The organism is Burkholderia sp. Bp9090, from assembly GCF_003857985.1.
Classification (GTDB): domain Bacteria; phylum Pseudomonadota; class Gammaproteobacteria; order Burkholderiales; family Burkholderiaceae; genus Burkholderia.
Map to the genome: position 1 here is coordinate 1 of NZ_QTPV01000007.1, position 15,647 is coordinate 15,647.

At 67.6% G+C, this 15,647-nt stretch carries 15 protein-coding genes; 10 read left to right on the plus strand and 5 right to left on the minus strand.

Annotated elements, in window-relative coordinates; translation table 11 throughout:
* The first annotated feature begins 203 nt into the window (after nt 1-203).
* Nucleotides 204-944, plus strand: a complete 741-nt coding sequence (locus DIE16_RS09070; RefSeq protein WP_059537451.1) for a 3-ketoacyl-ACP reductase — start codon at nt 204-206, stop codon at nt 942-944.
* 119 nt (nt 945-1,063) lie between these two features.
* The gene (gene phaR, locus DIE16_RS09075) at nt 1,064-1,630 is read left to right on the plus strand and encodes a polyhydroxyalkanoate synthesis repressor PhaR (RefSeq protein ID WP_006478701.1); all 567 of its coding nucleotides are present in this window, start codon (nt 1,064-1,066) and stop codon (nt 1,628-1,630) included.
* A 348-nt stretch (nt 1,631-1,978) separates the two neighbouring features.
* On the opposite strand, the gene DIE16_RS09080 is transcribed toward phaR, so the two are convergent.
* Nucleotides 1,979-2,233, minus strand: coding sequence for a hypothetical protein (locus tag DIE16_RS09080; protein ID WP_124485713.1), 255 nt, complete (start codon nt 2,231-2,233; stop codon nt 1,979-1,981).
* Nucleotides 2,234-2,509: 276 nt separating this feature from the next.
* Between DIE16_RS09080 and rimO the strand changes: the two genes are divergently transcribed.
* From rimO to DIE16_RS09100, 4 genes are all read left to right on the plus strand, one after another.
* On the plus strand, nt 2,510-3,871 hold the full coding sequence (gene rimO / locus DIE16_RS09085; RefSeq protein WP_044848901.1) for a 30S ribosomal protein S12 methylthiotransferase RimO: 1,362 nt from the start codon (nt 2,510-2,512) through the stop codon (nt 3,869-3,871).
* A gap of 3 nt (nt 3,872-3,874) precedes the next feature.
* Complete coding sequence (locus tag DIE16_RS09090; RefSeq protein WP_124892140.1) at nt 3,875-4,801, plus strand: sugar kinase; 927 nt, start codon at nt 3,875-3,877, stop codon at nt 4,799-4,801.
* A 206-nt stretch (nt 4,802-5,007) separates the two neighbouring features.
* Nucleotides 5,008-5,550, plus strand: coding sequence for a hypothetical protein (locus DIE16_RS09095; protein ID WP_124892141.1), 543 nt, complete (start codon nt 5,008-5,010; stop codon nt 5,548-5,550).
* Nucleotides 5,551-5,663: 113 nt separating this feature from the next.
* Nucleotides 5,664-6,845 (plus strand): cystathionine beta-lyase, encoded by a 1,182-nt coding sequence (locus DIE16_RS09100; protein ID WP_124521688.1) that lies wholly within the window; start codon nt 5,664-5,666, stop codon nt 6,843-6,845.
* 88 nt (nt 6,846-6,933) lie between these two features.
* Here the strand turns inward: DIE16_RS09100 and serB are convergent, their stop codons facing one another.
* Both serB and DIE16_RS09110 read right to left on the minus strand, forming a co-directional pair.
* Nucleotides 6,934-7,779, minus strand: coding sequence for a phosphoserine phosphatase SerB (serB, locus tag DIE16_RS09105; protein WP_124892142.1), 846 nt, complete (start codon nt 7,777-7,779; stop codon nt 6,934-6,936).
* Between the two features lie 215 nt (nt 7,780-7,994).
* Nucleotides 7,995-8,942 (minus strand): LysR family transcriptional regulator, encoded by a 948-nt coding sequence (locus DIE16_RS09110; RefSeq protein WP_124892143.1) that lies wholly within the window; start codon nt 8,940-8,942, stop codon nt 7,995-7,997.
* Between the two features lie 123 nt (nt 8,943-9,065).
* Between DIE16_RS09110 and DIE16_RS09115 the strand changes: the two genes are divergently transcribed.
* The 3 genes from DIE16_RS09115 (at nt 9,066) to DIE16_RS09125 (ending at nt 11,621) form a co-directional block, all read left to right on the plus strand.
* The gene (locus DIE16_RS09115) at nt 9,066-10,082 is read left to right on the plus strand and encodes a zinc-binding alcohol dehydrogenase family protein (protein ID WP_124892144.1); all 1,017 of its coding nucleotides are present in this window, start codon (nt 9,066-9,068) and stop codon (nt 10,080-10,082) included.
* A 261-nt stretch (nt 10,083-10,343) separates the two neighbouring features.
* Nucleotides 10,344-10,895 (plus strand): DUF6013 family protein, encoded by a 552-nt coding sequence (locus DIE16_RS09120; protein WP_124892145.1) that lies wholly within the window; start codon nt 10,344-10,346, stop codon nt 10,893-10,895.
* Between the two features lie 252 nt (nt 10,896-11,147).
* Complete coding sequence (locus tag DIE16_RS09125; RefSeq protein ID WP_124892146.1) at nt 11,148-11,621, plus strand: PliI family lysozyme inhibitor of I-type lysozyme; 474 nt, start codon at nt 11,148-11,150, stop codon at nt 11,619-11,621.
* A gap of 42 nt (nt 11,622-11,663) precedes the next feature.
* Here DIE16_RS09125 and DIE16_RS09130 read toward each other — a convergent pair whose 3' ends face one another.
* Both DIE16_RS09130 and DIE16_RS09135 read right to left on the minus strand, forming a co-directional pair.
* Nucleotides 11,664-12,467 carry an ABC transporter permease gene (locus tag DIE16_RS09130; protein WP_124892147.1) on the minus strand — a complete coding sequence of 268 codons (804 nt, stop codon included), beginning with the start codon at nt 12,465-12,467 and terminating at the stop codon, nt 11,664-11,666.
* Nucleotides 12,464-13,168, minus strand: a complete 705-nt coding sequence (locus DIE16_RS09135) for an ATP-binding cassette domain-containing protein (RefSeq protein WP_124485418.1) — start codon at nt 13,166-13,168, stop codon at nt 12,464-12,466. Before DIE16_RS09135 ends, DIE16_RS09130 begins: the two co-directional genes overlap by 4 nt.
* Before the next feature lie 152 nt (nt 13,169-13,320).
* Between DIE16_RS09135 and DIE16_RS09140 the strand changes: the two genes are divergently transcribed.
* Nucleotides 13,321-15,627 carry an AsmA family protein gene (locus DIE16_RS09140; RefSeq protein WP_124892148.1) on the plus strand — a complete coding sequence of 769 codons (2,307 nt, stop codon included), beginning with the start codon at nt 13,321-13,323 and terminating at the stop codon, nt 15,625-15,627.
* The last annotated feature ends 20 nt before the right edge of the window (nt 15,628-15,647 follow it).

Below are 15,647 nucleotides of genomic sequence, written 5' to 3' on the forward strand. Positions count from 1 at the left end.
GCCAAGCGCGATGCGAAGCGCGGGCTGGCGTCGCTGTGCATCGGCGGCGGGATGGGCGTCGCGCTCGCGGTCGAGCGTCCGTAACCGGTCGTCCGTCACTGCCAAACCAATCCGGGCGCCGGCCGATTGCGGCTTCGGCCGGTGCCACGTGAAGTCAGAGGGGCCTCCGGCGGCTCTCGAAACCAAAAAATGGAGTGAGATTTATGTCTCAGCGAATTGCGTACGTAACGGGCGGGATGGGCGGCATCGGCACCAGCATCTGCCAGCGTCTGTCGAAAGACGGCTTCAAGGTGGTCGCGGGTTGCGGCCCGAACTCGCCGCGTCGGGTGAAGTGGCTCGAGGACCAGAAGGCGCTCGGCTACGATTTCATCGCGTCGGAAGGCAACGTCGGCGACTGGGACTCGACCAAGGCAGCGTTCGACAAGGTCAAGGCTGAAGTCGGCGAGATCGACGTGCTGGTCAACAACGCGGGCATCACGCGCGACGTCGTGTTCCGCAAGATGACGCATGAAGACTGGACGGCCGTGATCGACACCAACCTGACGAGCCTGTTCAACGTGACGAAGCAGGTGATCGACGGGATGGTCGAGCGCGGCTGGGGCCGGATCATCAACATCTCGTCGGTGAACGGCCAGAAGGGGCAATTCGGCCAGACGAACTACTCGACCGCGAAGGCCGGCATCCACGGTTTCACGATGTCGCTCGCGCAGGAAGTCGCGACGAAGGGCGTGACGGTCAACACCGTGTCGCCCGGCTACATCGGCACCGACATGGTGAAGGCGATCCGTCCGGACGTGCTCGAGAAGATCGTCGCGACGATTCCGGTGCGGCGTCTCGGTGCGCCGGAGGAAATCGGCTCGATCGTCGCGTGGCTCGCATCGAACGATTCCGGCTTCGCGACCGGCGCCGACTTCTCGCTGAACGGCGGCCTGCACATGGGCTGAACGTCCGGGCTGCGCAGGCCGGACCGGCCGTGCAGCCTGGCGTTTCCGAAGGCCCCCGCCTCCCGGATCCGGGAGGCGGGGATTTGTCACTTGCGCTACGCTGCACCCAAAGGCGTTACATGACTACTACAAAGAAAACGGCCGAGCGGCTCATCAAGAAGTACCCGAACCGCCGGCTCTACGATACCGAGACGAGCACGTACATCACGCTGACCGACGTCAAGCAACTCGTGCTGGAACAGGAGGACTTCAAGGTCGTCGACGCGAAATCGAACGAAGACCTGACGCGCAGCATCCTGCTGCAGATCATCCTCGAGGAAGAGAGCGGCGGCGTGCCGATGTTCTCGTCGTCGATGTTGTCGCAGATCATCCGTTTCTACGGTCATGCGATGCAGGGCATGATGGGCACGTACCTGGAAAAGAACATCCAGGCGTTCATCGACATCCAGAACAAGCTCGCGGATCAATCGAAGAACCTGTACGAAGGCAACGCGATGAATCCGGAAGTCTGGTCGCAGTTCATGAACATGCAGGCGCCGATGATGCAAGGGATGATGACGAGCTACATCGAGCAGTCGAAGAACATGTTCGTGCAGATGCAGGAGCAGATGCAGAATCAGGCGAAGTCGATGTTCAGCACGTTCCCGTTCAAGCAACCGGGCACGCCGGAGCCGGAGAAGAAGTAACGATGTCGCGGCAGGCTGGCCGCGGCGGCATGCGCCGCCGGACGGTCGGCGCCGCGACGTGTGGCGGTGAAATCAAACTGATCGTGTGCTCGGGCGCGACGGTGCTTGGCGGCCCGCCGCCGCTTGATGTCGCCGTCGGTCGTTCCTGATCGTCGGCACCAGATGCCTGTGCCCCTGCGCGGGGCGGGCATGACCGTCTTCCGGTCGATCGAATTCCAGATACTCAAGACAAGCGCGGCTGGTGTTGCGCCTGTCGGCGCGCGTTCGTGCCGGTCAGGGCCGGTGCCGTTGCGTCGGGTCCGTGCAACGGCACCTTGCTGCGAAGCGGGAGCAGTTCGCCCGTATCGCTCAAAGCGCCGGATCGAAGTCCTGATGATCGTCGGCCGGAGGCAGATCGAGTACGAGCTTCACCGCACAGTAGTTGGCCTTCAGCGAAAACACGCGGCCGATCACGAGAAACGTCTGCGGCGAATTCTCGAGCTCGACGAAGTCGCCAGGCTGCGGTACGTGGGCGCCCTGGTCATAGGAAAAGCTGGTGCTGGTCTGCTCGCCGATGGTTTCGGCGGCGTGCTCGGTGAATTCGATCGTGATGTGGGTGGTCATGCGAACCCCGTTGGGTAGGAAGTGGATGCCGCGATTTTCGCATAGCGGCGGGGCGGCGCTGGGGCGATTACTGGGCGGTGGCGCGGGGATGATCGGGGCCGTTGGATCATCACCCGAGGCATGAAAGGGTTGGATCAATCGTCCGTGGCGGCTCGATGCGCCCGCGCGCACCGCATATTGGGGGGCCATCCACGGCACTCCGTCCGCCGGTTTTGCCTCGCTGACCCATAAATAGCTGTAAACTCACGCTTTTGCCGCCACGCCCCCACATTCCAGATGTCCCAGTCCCCCAAAGTAGGCTTCGTGTCGCTCGGGTGCCCGAAAGCCCTCGTCGACTCCGAACAAATCATCACGCAGCTGCGTGCCGAAGGTTATGAAATCTCCGGCACCTACGACGGCGCCGACCTCGTCGTCGTCAACACCTGCGGCTTCATCGACGAAGCCGTGCAGGAAAGCCTCGACGCAATCGGCGAAGCGCTGACCGAGAACGGCAAGGTGATCGTCACCGGCTGCCTCGGCGCGAAGTCGAGCGCGAGCGGCTCGAACCTGATCGAGGAAGTCCACCCGAAGGTGCTCGCCGTCACCGGCCCGCACGCGGTGGGCGAAGTGATGCAGGCCGTGCATTCGCACCTGCCGAAGCCGCACGACCCGTTCACCGACCTGGTGCCGGCGGCCGGCATCAAGCTCACGCCGCGTCACTACGCATACCTGAAGATTTCCGAAGGCTGCAACCACCGTTGCACGTTCTGCATCATCCCGTCGATGCGCGGCGACCTCGTGTCGCGCCCGGTCGCCGAAGTGATGCTCGAAGCCGAGAACCTCTTCAAGTCCGGCGTGAAGGAACTGCTCGTGATCTCGCAGGACACGAGCGCATACGGCGTCGACGTGAAGTACCGCACCGGCTTCTGGAACGGCAAGCCGATCAAGACGCGCATGACCGACCTGGTCGCCGCGCTCGGCGAACTCGCCGCGCAGTACGGCGCATGGGTGCGCCTGCACTACGTGTACCCGTATCCGAGCGTCGACGAAGTCATTCCGCTGATGGCCGAAGGCCCGTTCAAGGGCCACGTGCTGCCGTATCTCGACGTGCCGTTCCAGCACGCGCATCCGGACGTGCTGAAGCGCATGAAGCGCCCGGCGAACGCCGAGAAGGTGCTCGAGCGCGTGCAGAAGTGGCGCGAGATCTGCCCGGACCTGACGATCCGCAGCACGTTCATCGCCGGCTTCCCCGGCGAGACGGAAGAACAGTTCGAAACGCTGCTCGACTTCATCCGCGAGGCGGAACTCGATCGCGTCGGCTGCTTTGCGTATTCGCCGGTCGAAGGCGCGACCGCGAACGAACTTGACGGCGCGCTGCCGGACGAGGTGCGCGAAGAACGCCGCGCGCGCTTCATGGAAGTGGCCGAGGAAGTGTCGGCGCGGCGCATCCAGCGCAAGGTCGGCAAGACCCTCAAGGTGCTGATCGACGAAGTCGGCGAGGAAGGCGGCATCGGCCGCACGGCGGCGGATGCGCCGGAGATCGATGGCGTCGTCTACGTCGAGCCGGCGACCAAGGCGTCGAAGCGCTACAAGGTCGGCGATTTCGTGTCGGTGAAGATCACGGGCGCGGACGGCCACGACCTGTGGGGCGAGGTTTAAGCGATGACCGCCGCACTGCCGCAGATCCTCGCGCTCGGCGAGGCGATGATCGAATTCAACCAGTCGCAGCCGGGTCGGCCGGAGTTCCTGCAAGGCTTCGGCGGCGACACGTCGAACTTCTGCATCGCCGCGGCGCGCCAGGGCGCGTCGACGGGCTTCGTGTCGGCGATCGGCGACGATCCGTTCGGCCGCCTGCTGACCGAGATGTGGGCGGCGGAGCACGTCGATACGACGTACGTGCGGATCGACCGCGCGGCGCCGACCGGCGTGTATTTCGTCACGCACGGCGCTGACGGCCACCAGTTCGACTATCTGCGCGCGGGTTCCGCGGCGAGCCGCTACGCAGTGGCCGATCTGCCGCTCGATGCGCTGGCCGCGGCGCGGGCCGTGCACCTGTCCGGCATCAGCCTCGCGATCGGCACGGCCGCGTGCGACGCCGCGTTCGCGGCGATCGACCACGCGCGCAGCAACGGCGCGCAGGTCAGCTTCGACACGAACCTGCGCCTGAAGCTGTGGCCGCTGCCGCGCGCCCGCGCGGTGATGCGCGAAGCGCTGCGCCAGACGGACATCTGCCTGCCGAGCTGGGACGACGTCACGGCGCTCACCGGTGCGAACGATCGCGACGCGATCGTCGATGCGATGCTCGAGCACGGGCCGCGGGTCGTCGCGCTGAAACTCGGCAAGGAAGGCGCGTATGTCGCGACGCCGAACGAACGGCGCGTGGTGCCGGGCTTCGCGGTCGAGGCCATCGACGCGACGGGCGCGGGCGACTGCTTCGGCGGTGCGTTCGTTGCGCGGATCGTCGCAGGCGACGATCCGTTCGCGGCTGCGCGTTATGCGAACGCGGCGGCGGCACTGTCGACGACCGGCTACGGTGCGGTCGCACCGATTCCGCGCCGCGACGCGGTGGAACGCCTGATGCAGGGCTGACGCGGCTCTCGCACGCCGGCTACGCGACGTGTTCACTCGAACGCCCGGATGACGGGCGACGTGAACGGCTGGCGAGCGGTGTGCTGACCGCGCTCGGCGCCTGCGCATCGGTGGTCGCCATGTGCGCGTGGCGATCGATGTGCAGCGGCGACGCGCAGCATGTCGCCGCGATTTTCGAGCGAATCTGAAGCAAGGAGCAACACAAGGTGGGTCGATATTCGCAATGGCAACGGGCGCTGGTGATGGCCGGCGCGCTGGCGGCGGGCCTCGCGATGCCGGGCGTGGCCGCGGCACAGGCCGCCGCGCCGGGCGCGCAGCAGGATGAAGCGGCGCCCGCCCGGCCGCTGCGGCCGAATCCGGAATTCGCCCGCCTGCCGCGTTACGAAGGCACGCTCGGCGATCGGCCGATCGTCGTGCATCTCGGCCCGAAGACGGACGAGGCGGGCGTGCACGGCGAATACCAGTTCACGGACACGGGCGAGGTGGTGCTGCTCGCCGGCGATCGCGACGGCGACACGCTCGAGATCGAGGAATCGAACGACGGCACGAACATCACGGGCGTGTGGATCGGTCGCTTCGACGCGACGGGCGAGCTGAAGGCCGACCGGATGAACTCGGACGAATCGGATCCGCAACCCGTCGTGCTGCGCCTGGCGCCGGGCAAGCGCGCGGCGCTGCAGGTACGCGACGGCCGCGTGCAGGAAATCGAGACGGTCGGCAACGTTGTCAATCTGCGCGCCGACGACTGAGCGCGCGCTGGCTCGGCGCATGCGGCGCGCATTGTACCGGGCCAACCGCGCCGATTTTGGCTAACCTAGCGACCTATTCCGCAACCGAACGGCCTTTCTCCGGGCCTCCTGCCATGACTGCATCCACTCCGAAGCGCGCACTCCAGACCCGCATCGTTCAACCCGACGACAACATCCCGGATGGCTTCCGTTCGTTCGTGCCGCCGGTCGAGCGTGCATCGACGGTCGTGTTCCCCGATCTCGCGACGATGCGCGCGCTGGTCTGGCACGACGACAACCAGTGGCGCTACGGGCTGCACGCGACCCCGACGTCGCTCGCGCTCGCGCAGCGGCTCGCCGAGATCGAAGGCGGCTCGCATGCGCTGCTGCAGCCGTCGGGTCTCGCGGCGATCATGAACGTCTATTTCGGGATCGTGAAGGCGGGCGACGACGTGTTGATCCCGCACAACGTCTACGGGCCGAACGCCGATCTCGGCAACTGGCTCGCGAAGGATTTCGGCATCACCGCGCGCTTCTACGATCCGCTCGTCGGCGCCGGCATCGCCGACCTGATCCAGCCGAACACGCGGCTGATCTGGATCGAGGCGCCGGGCTCGGTGACGATGGAAGTGCCCGACGTGCGTGCGATCACGGCGGTCGCGCAGGCGCGCGGCATCGTCACCGCGATCGACAACACGTATTCGGCCGGGCTCGCGTTCAAGCCGTTCGAGCATGGCGTCGACATCTCGGTGCAGGCGCTGACCAAGTATCAATCGGGCGGCAGCGACGTGCTGATGGGCGCGACGATCACCGCGAGCGCGGCGCTGCAGGCGCAACTGAAGCTCGCCCGGATGCGCTGCGGGATCGGCGTGTCGGTCGACGACTGCTCGCTCGTGCTGCGCAGCCTCCCGAGCATGCAGGTGCGCTTCGATGCGCACAGCAAGAGCGCGCTCGCGCTCGCGCAGTGGCTGAAGGCGCGCCCGGAGATCGCGGCCGTGCTGCATCCGCAACTGCCGGACTGTCCGGGGCACGCATCGTTCATGCGCGACTTCACCGGCGCGGGCGGGCTGTTCTCGGTGGTGTTCGACGAGCGCTACAGTGCCGAGAAGATCGATCGTTTCGTCGAGGCGCTCGAGCTGTTCGCGATCGGCTGGAGCTGGGGCGGCGCGTGCAGCCTCGCGATGCCTTACGACGTGGCGTCGATGCGCCCGGACTGGCCGCATCGCGGCACGCTGGTACGCTTCTACGTCGGTCTCGAAGACGAAGCCGACCTGCGCGCGGATATCGAGCGCGCGATGCAGTCCACGCTCGGCTGAGCACCGAACCCCGAGCGGAACAGCAAAACGCCCGCGCGATGCAACATCGCGCGGGCGTTTTTCATGGGCGGCTTGCGCGGATCGGAAATCAGAACAGCCGCAGCAGCCCGTCGAGGCCGACGTGGTCGAATGCGACGGTGGCCGCATCGCGCACGACGGGCTTCGCGTGGAACGCGACCGACAGCCCGGCTTCGGCCATCATCTTCAGGTCGTTAGAGCCGTCGCCCATCGCGATCGCACGGCTCGGCTCGATGCCGAGCGATGCGCAGGTGTCGCGCAGCAGGCGCGCCTTGACGTCGGCGTTGACGATCTCGCCGAGCACCTTGCCGGTCAGCTTGCCGTCGACGATCTCGAGCGTGTTCGCGTGCGCGAAGTCGAGGCCGAGGCGCGCCTTCAGGCGCTCGGTGAAGAACGTGAAGCCGCCCGACACGAGCAGCGTCTTCAGGCCGGCGGCCTTCACGCCGGCGAGCATCGTCTCCGCGCCGGGCGACAACTGCAGCCGTTCCTCGTACACGCGCTCGAGCGCCTGCGCGTCGAGCCCCGCGAGCAGCGCGACGCGGCGCGTGAGGCTCTCGTTGAAATCGCGGATCTCGCCGCGCATCGCCGCCTCGGTGATCTCGGCGACCTGCGTCTTCAGCCCGCAGAAATCGGCGATTTCGTCGATGCATTCGATCGTGATCAGCGTCGAGTCCATGTCCATCACGACGAGCCCGAACTCGCCGAGCGTGCGGCCGGCTTCGACGAAGCCGAAGTCGAGCGCATGCGTGCCGCAGTACGCGTCGATGTCGAGACGCTGCGCGGGGTTGGCGTTTTCGATGCGCAGCGCGTGTTCGTCGGTCTGCACGATGCGGGTGCCGCGCGACAGCGCGAGCAGCGGTTTGTGATGCGCGTCCGACAACGGCGCGAGACTCTGGATGACGAGGTTGTGGATCATGACGGAATGTTTGGAAGCGAATGAAACGCGTGCGCGGCCGGCATGCGGCCGCCTGCGAACGCGGGCCCCGTTCGGCGTCGGGCCGTTGCGTCGCGAACGCGTCATTGTAGCCGGTTGGTATCCGGGCGCGGCCGGATCGCCGCCGGGAACCGGCGCTGGCGCGGTGCCGGGTGCCGCACGCACGGCGATTTGGCGGACGGTACGGGCTATTCGGGCTATTCGTGCGATTGCCGGTCGCGATCCCAGTAAGGCGGATCGCCGAAGTGTTCGGCCAGGAACGCGATGAACGCGAGCGTCTTCAGCGGCACGTGCGCGCGGCTCGGATAGACGGCCCAGATCGCGACGTCGTTCGCGAACGGGTAGTCGTCGAGCACGGTGACGAGCGCGCCGCTCGCGAGCAGCGGGCCGACGTCCCAGGTCGACTTGATCGCGATGCCGAAGCCGTCGACGAGCGCTTCGCGGATCGCCTCGCCGTTGCTCGCGACGAGCCGGCCGCCGACCCGCACGGTGAGCGGGCCTTGCGGCGTGACGAACGACCAGTCGCGCTGGTCGCCGAGGATCACGCATTCGTGCTGCGCGAGGTCGGCCGGATGGCGCGGCGTGCCGTGTTCGGCGAGATACGCGGGCGAGCAGCACAGCACGCGCCGGTTCGCGGCGAGCCTGCGTGCGACCAGCGTCGAATCCTTCAGCGCGCCGAGGCGGATCGCGACGTCGTAGCCGTCGTCGACGAGGTCGACGATCTCGTCGGACAGCCGCAGGTCGAGCGACACGGACGGGTAGCGGCGCAGGAACGCGGGAATCACGGGCGCGACGTGCTGGCGGCCGAACGACGACGACATCGACACCTTCAGCCGCCCGTACGGCTCGCTGCGGCCGTGGCCGACCGAGGCGCGCGCGGCGTCGGCGGCCGACAGCAGCGCCTCGGCGCGGGCCATGAAGACTTCGCCGTCCTGCGTCAGGCTGATGCGGCGCGTGGTGCGATGCAGCAACCGCGCGCCGAGCTGGCGCTCCAGCTGCGCGATGCGCGCGCTCGCGACCGCGGCCGATACGCCGAACTCGCGCCCGGCCGCGCTCACGTTCGCGAGCAGCGCGGCGCGCACGAACAGGCCGACGTCGAGCAGGTCGAGTGGCTTGTCGGGGGCTGGAATCGGATCGGACGTCATTATTCTGAAATTCCTGAAAATGTTTCAGGAAATATAGCGGTTTTCTCGAAGGATCGGGGCGCCTACGATGGCATGCATGGGGCTGCGCCGCGGCCCGCCCGATTTCCCTGAAGGAGTTTCGTGATGAAAGCCGTTGGACTGACCCGTTACCTGCCGATCGACGACCCGCAGGCGCTCGTCGACGTGGAAATGCCGCAACCGGTGCCGGGCCCGCGCGACCTGCTCGTGAAGGTCGAGGCGATCTCCGTGAACCCGGTCGACACCAAGGTGCGCGCGCCGAAACCGCAGGTCGAGGAGACGCCGCGCGTGCTCGGCTGGGATGCGGCCGGCACGGTCGTCGCGGTCGGTGCCGAGGTCACGCTGTTCCGGCCGGGCGACGAGGTGTTCTACGCGGGCAGCATCACGCGGCCCGGCGCGAACAGCGAATTCCACGCGGTCGACGAGCGGATCGCCGCGCTCAAGCCGCGCTCGCTCGATTTCGCGGCATCGGCCGCATTGCCGCTCACCGCGCTGACCGCCTGGGAGGCGCTGTTCGACCGGCTGCGCGTGTCGCCGCAGGGCGCCGACGCGGGCAAGTCGGTGCTGATCATCGGCGGCGCGGGCGGGGTGGGTTCGATCGCGATCCAGCTCGCGAAGACGCTCGCCGGGCTGCGCGTGATCGCGACCGCGTCGCGGCCGGCGTCGGCCGAATGGGTGCGCTCGCTCGGCGCGGACGACGTGGTCGATCATTTCGGCGACCTGCCCGCGCAACTGCGTGAAATCGGCCACCCGAGCGTCGACTACGTGCTGATCTTCAACGACACGGACCGTCATTTCCCTGCCGCGGCGGAAGTAATCCGCCCGCAGGGCGGCATTTGCACGATCGTCGAGAACGAGAAGCCGATTCCGGTCGAGCAACTGAAGGCGAAGAGCGCCGCGTTTCACTGGGAATTCATGTTCACGCGTGCGATGTTCGAGACGCCGGACATGATCGAGCAGCACAAGATCCTGAGCGAGGTGGCCCGGCTCGTCGACGGCGGCACGCTGCGCACGACGCTCGGCGAACAGCTCGGCACGATCAACGCCGCCAACGTGCGGCGCGCGCATCAGCTGCTCGAAGCCGGGCGCGCGATCGGCAAGCTGGTGCTGAGCGGCTTCTGAGTGCCGCAGACCCGTCGCTTCGCGCCAGGCGCCGATGGGCATCCCCCAAGGGGACTTCCTTCGGGGCGGAAAACCTGGGTCTGCCCGGCGTGTTCCCGAGCGCCGGCGTCGCGCGTACGGGATGCCGCGTCGCGAACGCAAGCGGGGTAACACCCGATGCGTTTGCGGCGCATTGCATGCCGCTTGGCGGTAGACTGGCAACGCATCATGCATCGAAAACCGCGCGGCACGCGCGTGCCGCCGCATTACAAGGAGGTCAGCATGAGCCAACGCAGCTTGTCAGTCGCCGCATCGTGGTCTGCCGTGTTCGCGGCGGCGTGCGTCAGCGCGAGCGTATTCGCGGCGCCGCCGGTCAAGGGCAGCCTGAAGGGCGGCGGGACAGGGCAGCTCGAATACACCGTCACGGTCGATTCGAAGACCTTCGGCAATACGCAGGAGACCCGCAAGATCCGCTCGGGCGAAACGGACGACTTCAACTGGAAGTCGGTGCCGCCGGGCGGCGCGGTCGCGATGCCGGACGGTTGCCCGAACGCCGACAACCTGCCGCGCGACGCGAACGGCGCGATGGTGCGCCAGACCCAGGTGCGGCTCGCGCCGTCGGTCGACGCGAAGGGGATCGCGAACGTGCAGATGAGCTTCCAGGCCGCCGCACCGAAAGGCACGCGCAACGTGAGCGCGGGCGGCAAGTCGCTGCAGTGCCCGGATGTCGTGTCGGTGAGCCAGGTCAAGTGGGTGTCGATTTCGACCAATGGCGGCTCGAAGTCCGTCTCGATGAGCGACGGCACGAAAGTGACGGTGTCGATCAAGCGCTGAGCGGTGCGCGCGGGCCGGCAAGACGTCCGGTGCGTGCGCAACCAACCGCGATGCGTATCCGGTGATCCGGGCAGTGCCGCGCGTGACGGTTTCGTGGCGCGCGGCTTCGCGTATTTCCGTTGTTTGAGGTTTGATGTGCGTCGTGTCCGGCGCGCACCGACAGCGCGGCCATTCGCCCCGCGGCGCGCGTGACGTGATGCGGATGTCGCGCTATCCTCCCGGGCTTCTCCCTCTTCCCCGTACGACATCCCGATGAAACATTGCATGCGCGCGCTGCTGTCGGCCGCTGCGTTCGTCGCCACCCATGCGCAGGCGGCCGACGATTGCAGCTTCGCGAAGAAAGTCGAGCTGCCGTCGCGACAGCAGGTCGCCGTCGTGTCGAGCGGCGCACTCGAGCCGTGTTCGACCGGCAGCTATGCGGTGCGCGTGTATTCGACCGCGCATGCCGCGCCCGGCTTCGATACGGACGACTACGTAACCGGTGTGCTGCATGCGCGTGCCGGCACCGTCGCCGACGCCTTCACGGCCGACCTCGGTGCGCGTGCGCCGCAGGCGCTCGTCGTCACGACGCGCTCGGTCGGCAGCGGCGGTTTTGTCGGCGCGCAGGCCTATGTGACGACACCACGCGCGGTGCGGCTCGTCGCGTCGGTCGACGGGCTGGCACCCGACGCCGACGTCAAGGCCGCGTTGCGCCAGACCCTCGGCAAACGCCGCAGCGCCCGCTGACCGCACGCCGCGCCAATGCCGCGCGGGTCGCGGCGCCGCGCGTCAATGCGCGCGTTCCTCGAGCCGCGATGCGAGAAAGCGGTGATCGGCGGAGAACAGCCGGCGATACGTCATCAGCACCGCGCCGACCGTGCCGAGCGCGGACGCCGCGGCGATCAGGAACATGATCACGATCTGGTAGCGCACGGCCTGCAGCGGCGACTGGCCGGCCAGCACCTGGCCGGTCATCATCCCCGGCAGGCTCACGACACCGACGACGGCCATCTGGTTGAGCGTCGGCAGCATGCCCGCACGCACGGCCTGGCGCGCGGCGTCCTGCGCGGCTTCCCAGCGCGTCGCGCCGAGCGCGAGCGCGGTCTCGACGCGGTCGCGCCGTGCCGTCAGTTCCTCCATCATCCGTTCGACGCCGAGCGACACGCCCGTGAGCGTATTGCCGAGGATCATCCCGAGGATCGGGATCGCATATTGCGGCGTGTACCACGGATGAATGCGGATCACGACGAACAGCGCGATCGCCGCGACGAACCAGCTGCTGAACCAGATGGACGCGATGCTGTCGACACGCTGTCCGCGATACGTGCGCTTGCCGCGGCCGGCGCCCGCAAAGCCCGCGATCAGCGTCATCAACGCGGTCAGCGGCAGCACGACGGTCCAGTGCGGATGGCCGAACACCCAGCCGAGCACGTAGCCGATCGCGAGCAGCTGCACGACGGTGCGCACGGCGGCGAGCGCGAGCTTGCGCCCGAGGCCGAGCGACAGCGCCGCGGAGATCGCGCCGTTGACCGCGACGAGCGCGGCGGCGATGCCGACGTCGACGAGACTCAGATCCTGCAGTGCCGGGCTCATCGTGCCGCCTCCGTCGTGCTCGCGGCGGCGTGCAGCACGCCGGCCTGCATCACGAGCCGCGTCGTGCCGATCCGTGCGGCCTGCGCCGGATCGTGCGAGATCCACATGCAGGCGCGCGCATCGGGGGCCGCGTCGAACCAGGCGCCGACGAGCGCTTCGATCGCGCGCGTGGAGTCGGGGTCGAGCGCGGACGTCGGCTCGTCGAGCAGCAGCACGTCGGGGTCGAGTTGCAGCACGCGCAGCAGCGCGGCGATCTGCGCTTCGCCGCCCGACAGTTCGCTCGCGCGCTTGTCGAGAAAATCGGCGCCGCGACCGGCGCGGGCCGCGAGCGCTTCGGCGCGCGCACGGTCGAACGTCGCGTCGCGATAGATCGCGAGCGAGTACGGATAGCGCAATTGCGCCTCGACGGTGCCGTCCATCTGCGCGGGTCGCTGGCGCACGTAGGCGACGCTGCGCCGGTAGCGCGGAATCGCATTGCGCCTGATCCGCTTGCCGCGCCACAGGATCTGACCGCCGTCGAGCGGATCGAGCAGCGCGAGCGCGCGCAGCAGCACGCTCTTGCCGGAACCCGATGGTCCGGTGATAGCAATTCGCGATCCCGCGGCGAGACTGAAGTCGGTCGGCGCCAGCAAAGTCTTGCCGCTGCTGGCGTCGCGGCGCGTGATGTGCTGCGCATCGATGAGACCGGTCGGGGCTGTCATGTCGAAAATGAAAAAAAGCGTTAATGGCGCCGAGGCGTCGTCGGAGCGTGCGTCATAATACAGATTGAAAAGCCGCCAGTGTCGTGCTTCGTTCATTCACGCACGTGGCCCGACATGGCGTGCACACTCTGCATAACAACAACGGAATCGCCATGACGCTAGCCCGAGCCATCGGCAAATCGGCTGCATGGATCGTCTGCATCGTCGCACTGATCATCGCGGCCGCCGGCATTTTTATCGTCACGTTCGACTGGAACCGCGCGAAACCGTGGGTCAACGAACATGTGAGTACCGCGCTTGGCCGTTCGTTTGCGATCAACGGCGATCTCAAGGTCGGCTGGCGTCGCCCGGACGGCGAGACCGGCTGGCGCGCATGGGTACCCTGGCCGAGCTTCTCGGCCACGCAACTCGAGATCGGCAATCCGGACTGGGCGAAGGGGCCCAGGTTCGTCACGGTCGATGCCGCGCATTTCGATCTCGCCATCCTGCCGCTCCTCGCGCACGAAATCGTCATTCCGTCGATCGATGTCGTCAATCCCGCAGTCGACCTCGAGCGGCTCGCCGACGGCCGCAATACGTGGACCTTCCAGTTCAAGCAATCCGCGCAGCCGTCGCCGTGGAAGGTGCGGCTCGACAGCTTCGGGTTCGCGAAGGGCATCGTCACGTATCGCGATGCGATCACGAAGGCCGATCTCACGGTCGCGATCGATACGCTCGGCCAGCCGATTCCGCTCGGCGACGTGCTGAAGGAACAGGAACAGACGTCGCGTGCGGCATCGGCCCAGCGCGTCGGCAAGCACGGCGCCGCGCAATTGAGCGCGAAGGCGAATGCGGAAGCCGCATCGGGTGCGTCGGCGCCGCAGGCGGCGAGCGGGGCGTCTGCCGTTGCGGCGTCGGGAGTGTCCGGCGCCGCGCCGGCTACTTCGGTTTCCTCTGCATCGACGGCCGCGCCGGCATCCGGCGCGAGCGGTGCGTCAGGTGCATCCGGTGCGTCGGCGGCCGCCGCGCCCGCGAAGCCGTCCGGCCCGACCTATGCGTTCGGGCTCAAGGTCGACGGCCGCTACAAGAACGTGCCGATCAGCGGCACCGGCAAGGTGGGCGGCGTGCTGGCGATCGAGAAGTCGACGCAGCCGTTCCCGCTGCAGGCCGACGTGAAGGCCGGCGACACGCGGCTCGCGATCGTCGGTACGCTGACCGACCCGATGCATCTCGCGGCGCTCGACCTGCGGTTATGGCTGCAGGGCACGTCGATGTCGCACCTCTACCAGATTACCGGCATCACGCTGCCCGACACGCCGCCGTATGCGACCGAAGGGCGGCTGATCGGCAACATCAAGCAGAACGCCAGCACGTTCCGCTACGAGGACTTCAACGGCCGCGTGGGCGGCAGCGATCTGCGCGGCACGCTCACCTGGGCGCAGCGCGAGCCGCGGCCGAAGCTGTCGGGCGAGCTCGAGTCGAAACTGCTGCAGTTCTCCGACCTCGCGCCGGTGATCGGCGCCGACACGGCCGCGAGCAAGGCCAAGCGCGGCGACACGACGCGCCAGCCGCCGGACCGCGTGCTGCCGGTTTCGAGGTTCCGCACCGAGCGCTGGAGCGCGATCGACGCGGACGTGAAGTTCACCGGCCGCAAGCTGATCAAGAGCCCGCAGCTGCCGATTACCGACCTGTACACGCACGTTCTGCTGCAGGACGGCGTGCTGACGCTCGAGCCGCTGCAGTTCGGCGTCGCGGGCGGCACGCTCGCGACCACCGCGCATCTGGACGGCAGCCGCACGCCGCTCAAGGGCCGCTTCACGCTGTCCGCGCGTCACCTGAGGCTCAAGCAGCTGTTCCCGACGCAGAAGGTGATGCAGACCGCGCTCGGCGAGATCAACGGCGACGCGTCGCTGTCGGCGACCGGCAACTCGCCGGCCGCGCTCGCGGGTACCTCGACCGGCGAAGTGAAGGCGCTCATCACGGATGGCCGCATCAGCCTGCTGCTGATGGAGGCGGCGGGGCTGAACGTCGCGAACGTCGTCTACGAGAAGCTGTTCGGCACCCGCGACGTGAACATCAACTGCGCGGCGATCGACTTCGTCGCGACCGACGGGATGCTCGACCCCAAGGTGTTCGCGCTCGATACGGACGATGCGCTGATCAACGTCGACGGCCCGGTCAACCTGCGCGACGAATCGATCGACCTCAAGATCCACCCGCACACGAAGGGTTTCCGGGTCTTCTCGCTGCGCTCGCCGCTGTATGCGAAGGGCACGTTCAAGAACCCGAAGGTCGGCGTCGACGCTGGCGCGCTCGCGCTGCGCGCCGGCGCGATGGTCGGGCTCGGCCTGATCAACCCGTTCGCGGCGCTGGTTCCGCTGATCGCGCCGAGCAACAACCGCGACGTGCCGTGCGCGGAGCTGTTCGGGCAAATGAAAGAGAAGGCGGCGCAGAAGCGCGCGGTGAAGGAAGGCAAGTAGGGGCCCCGAAGGGAGGCGCC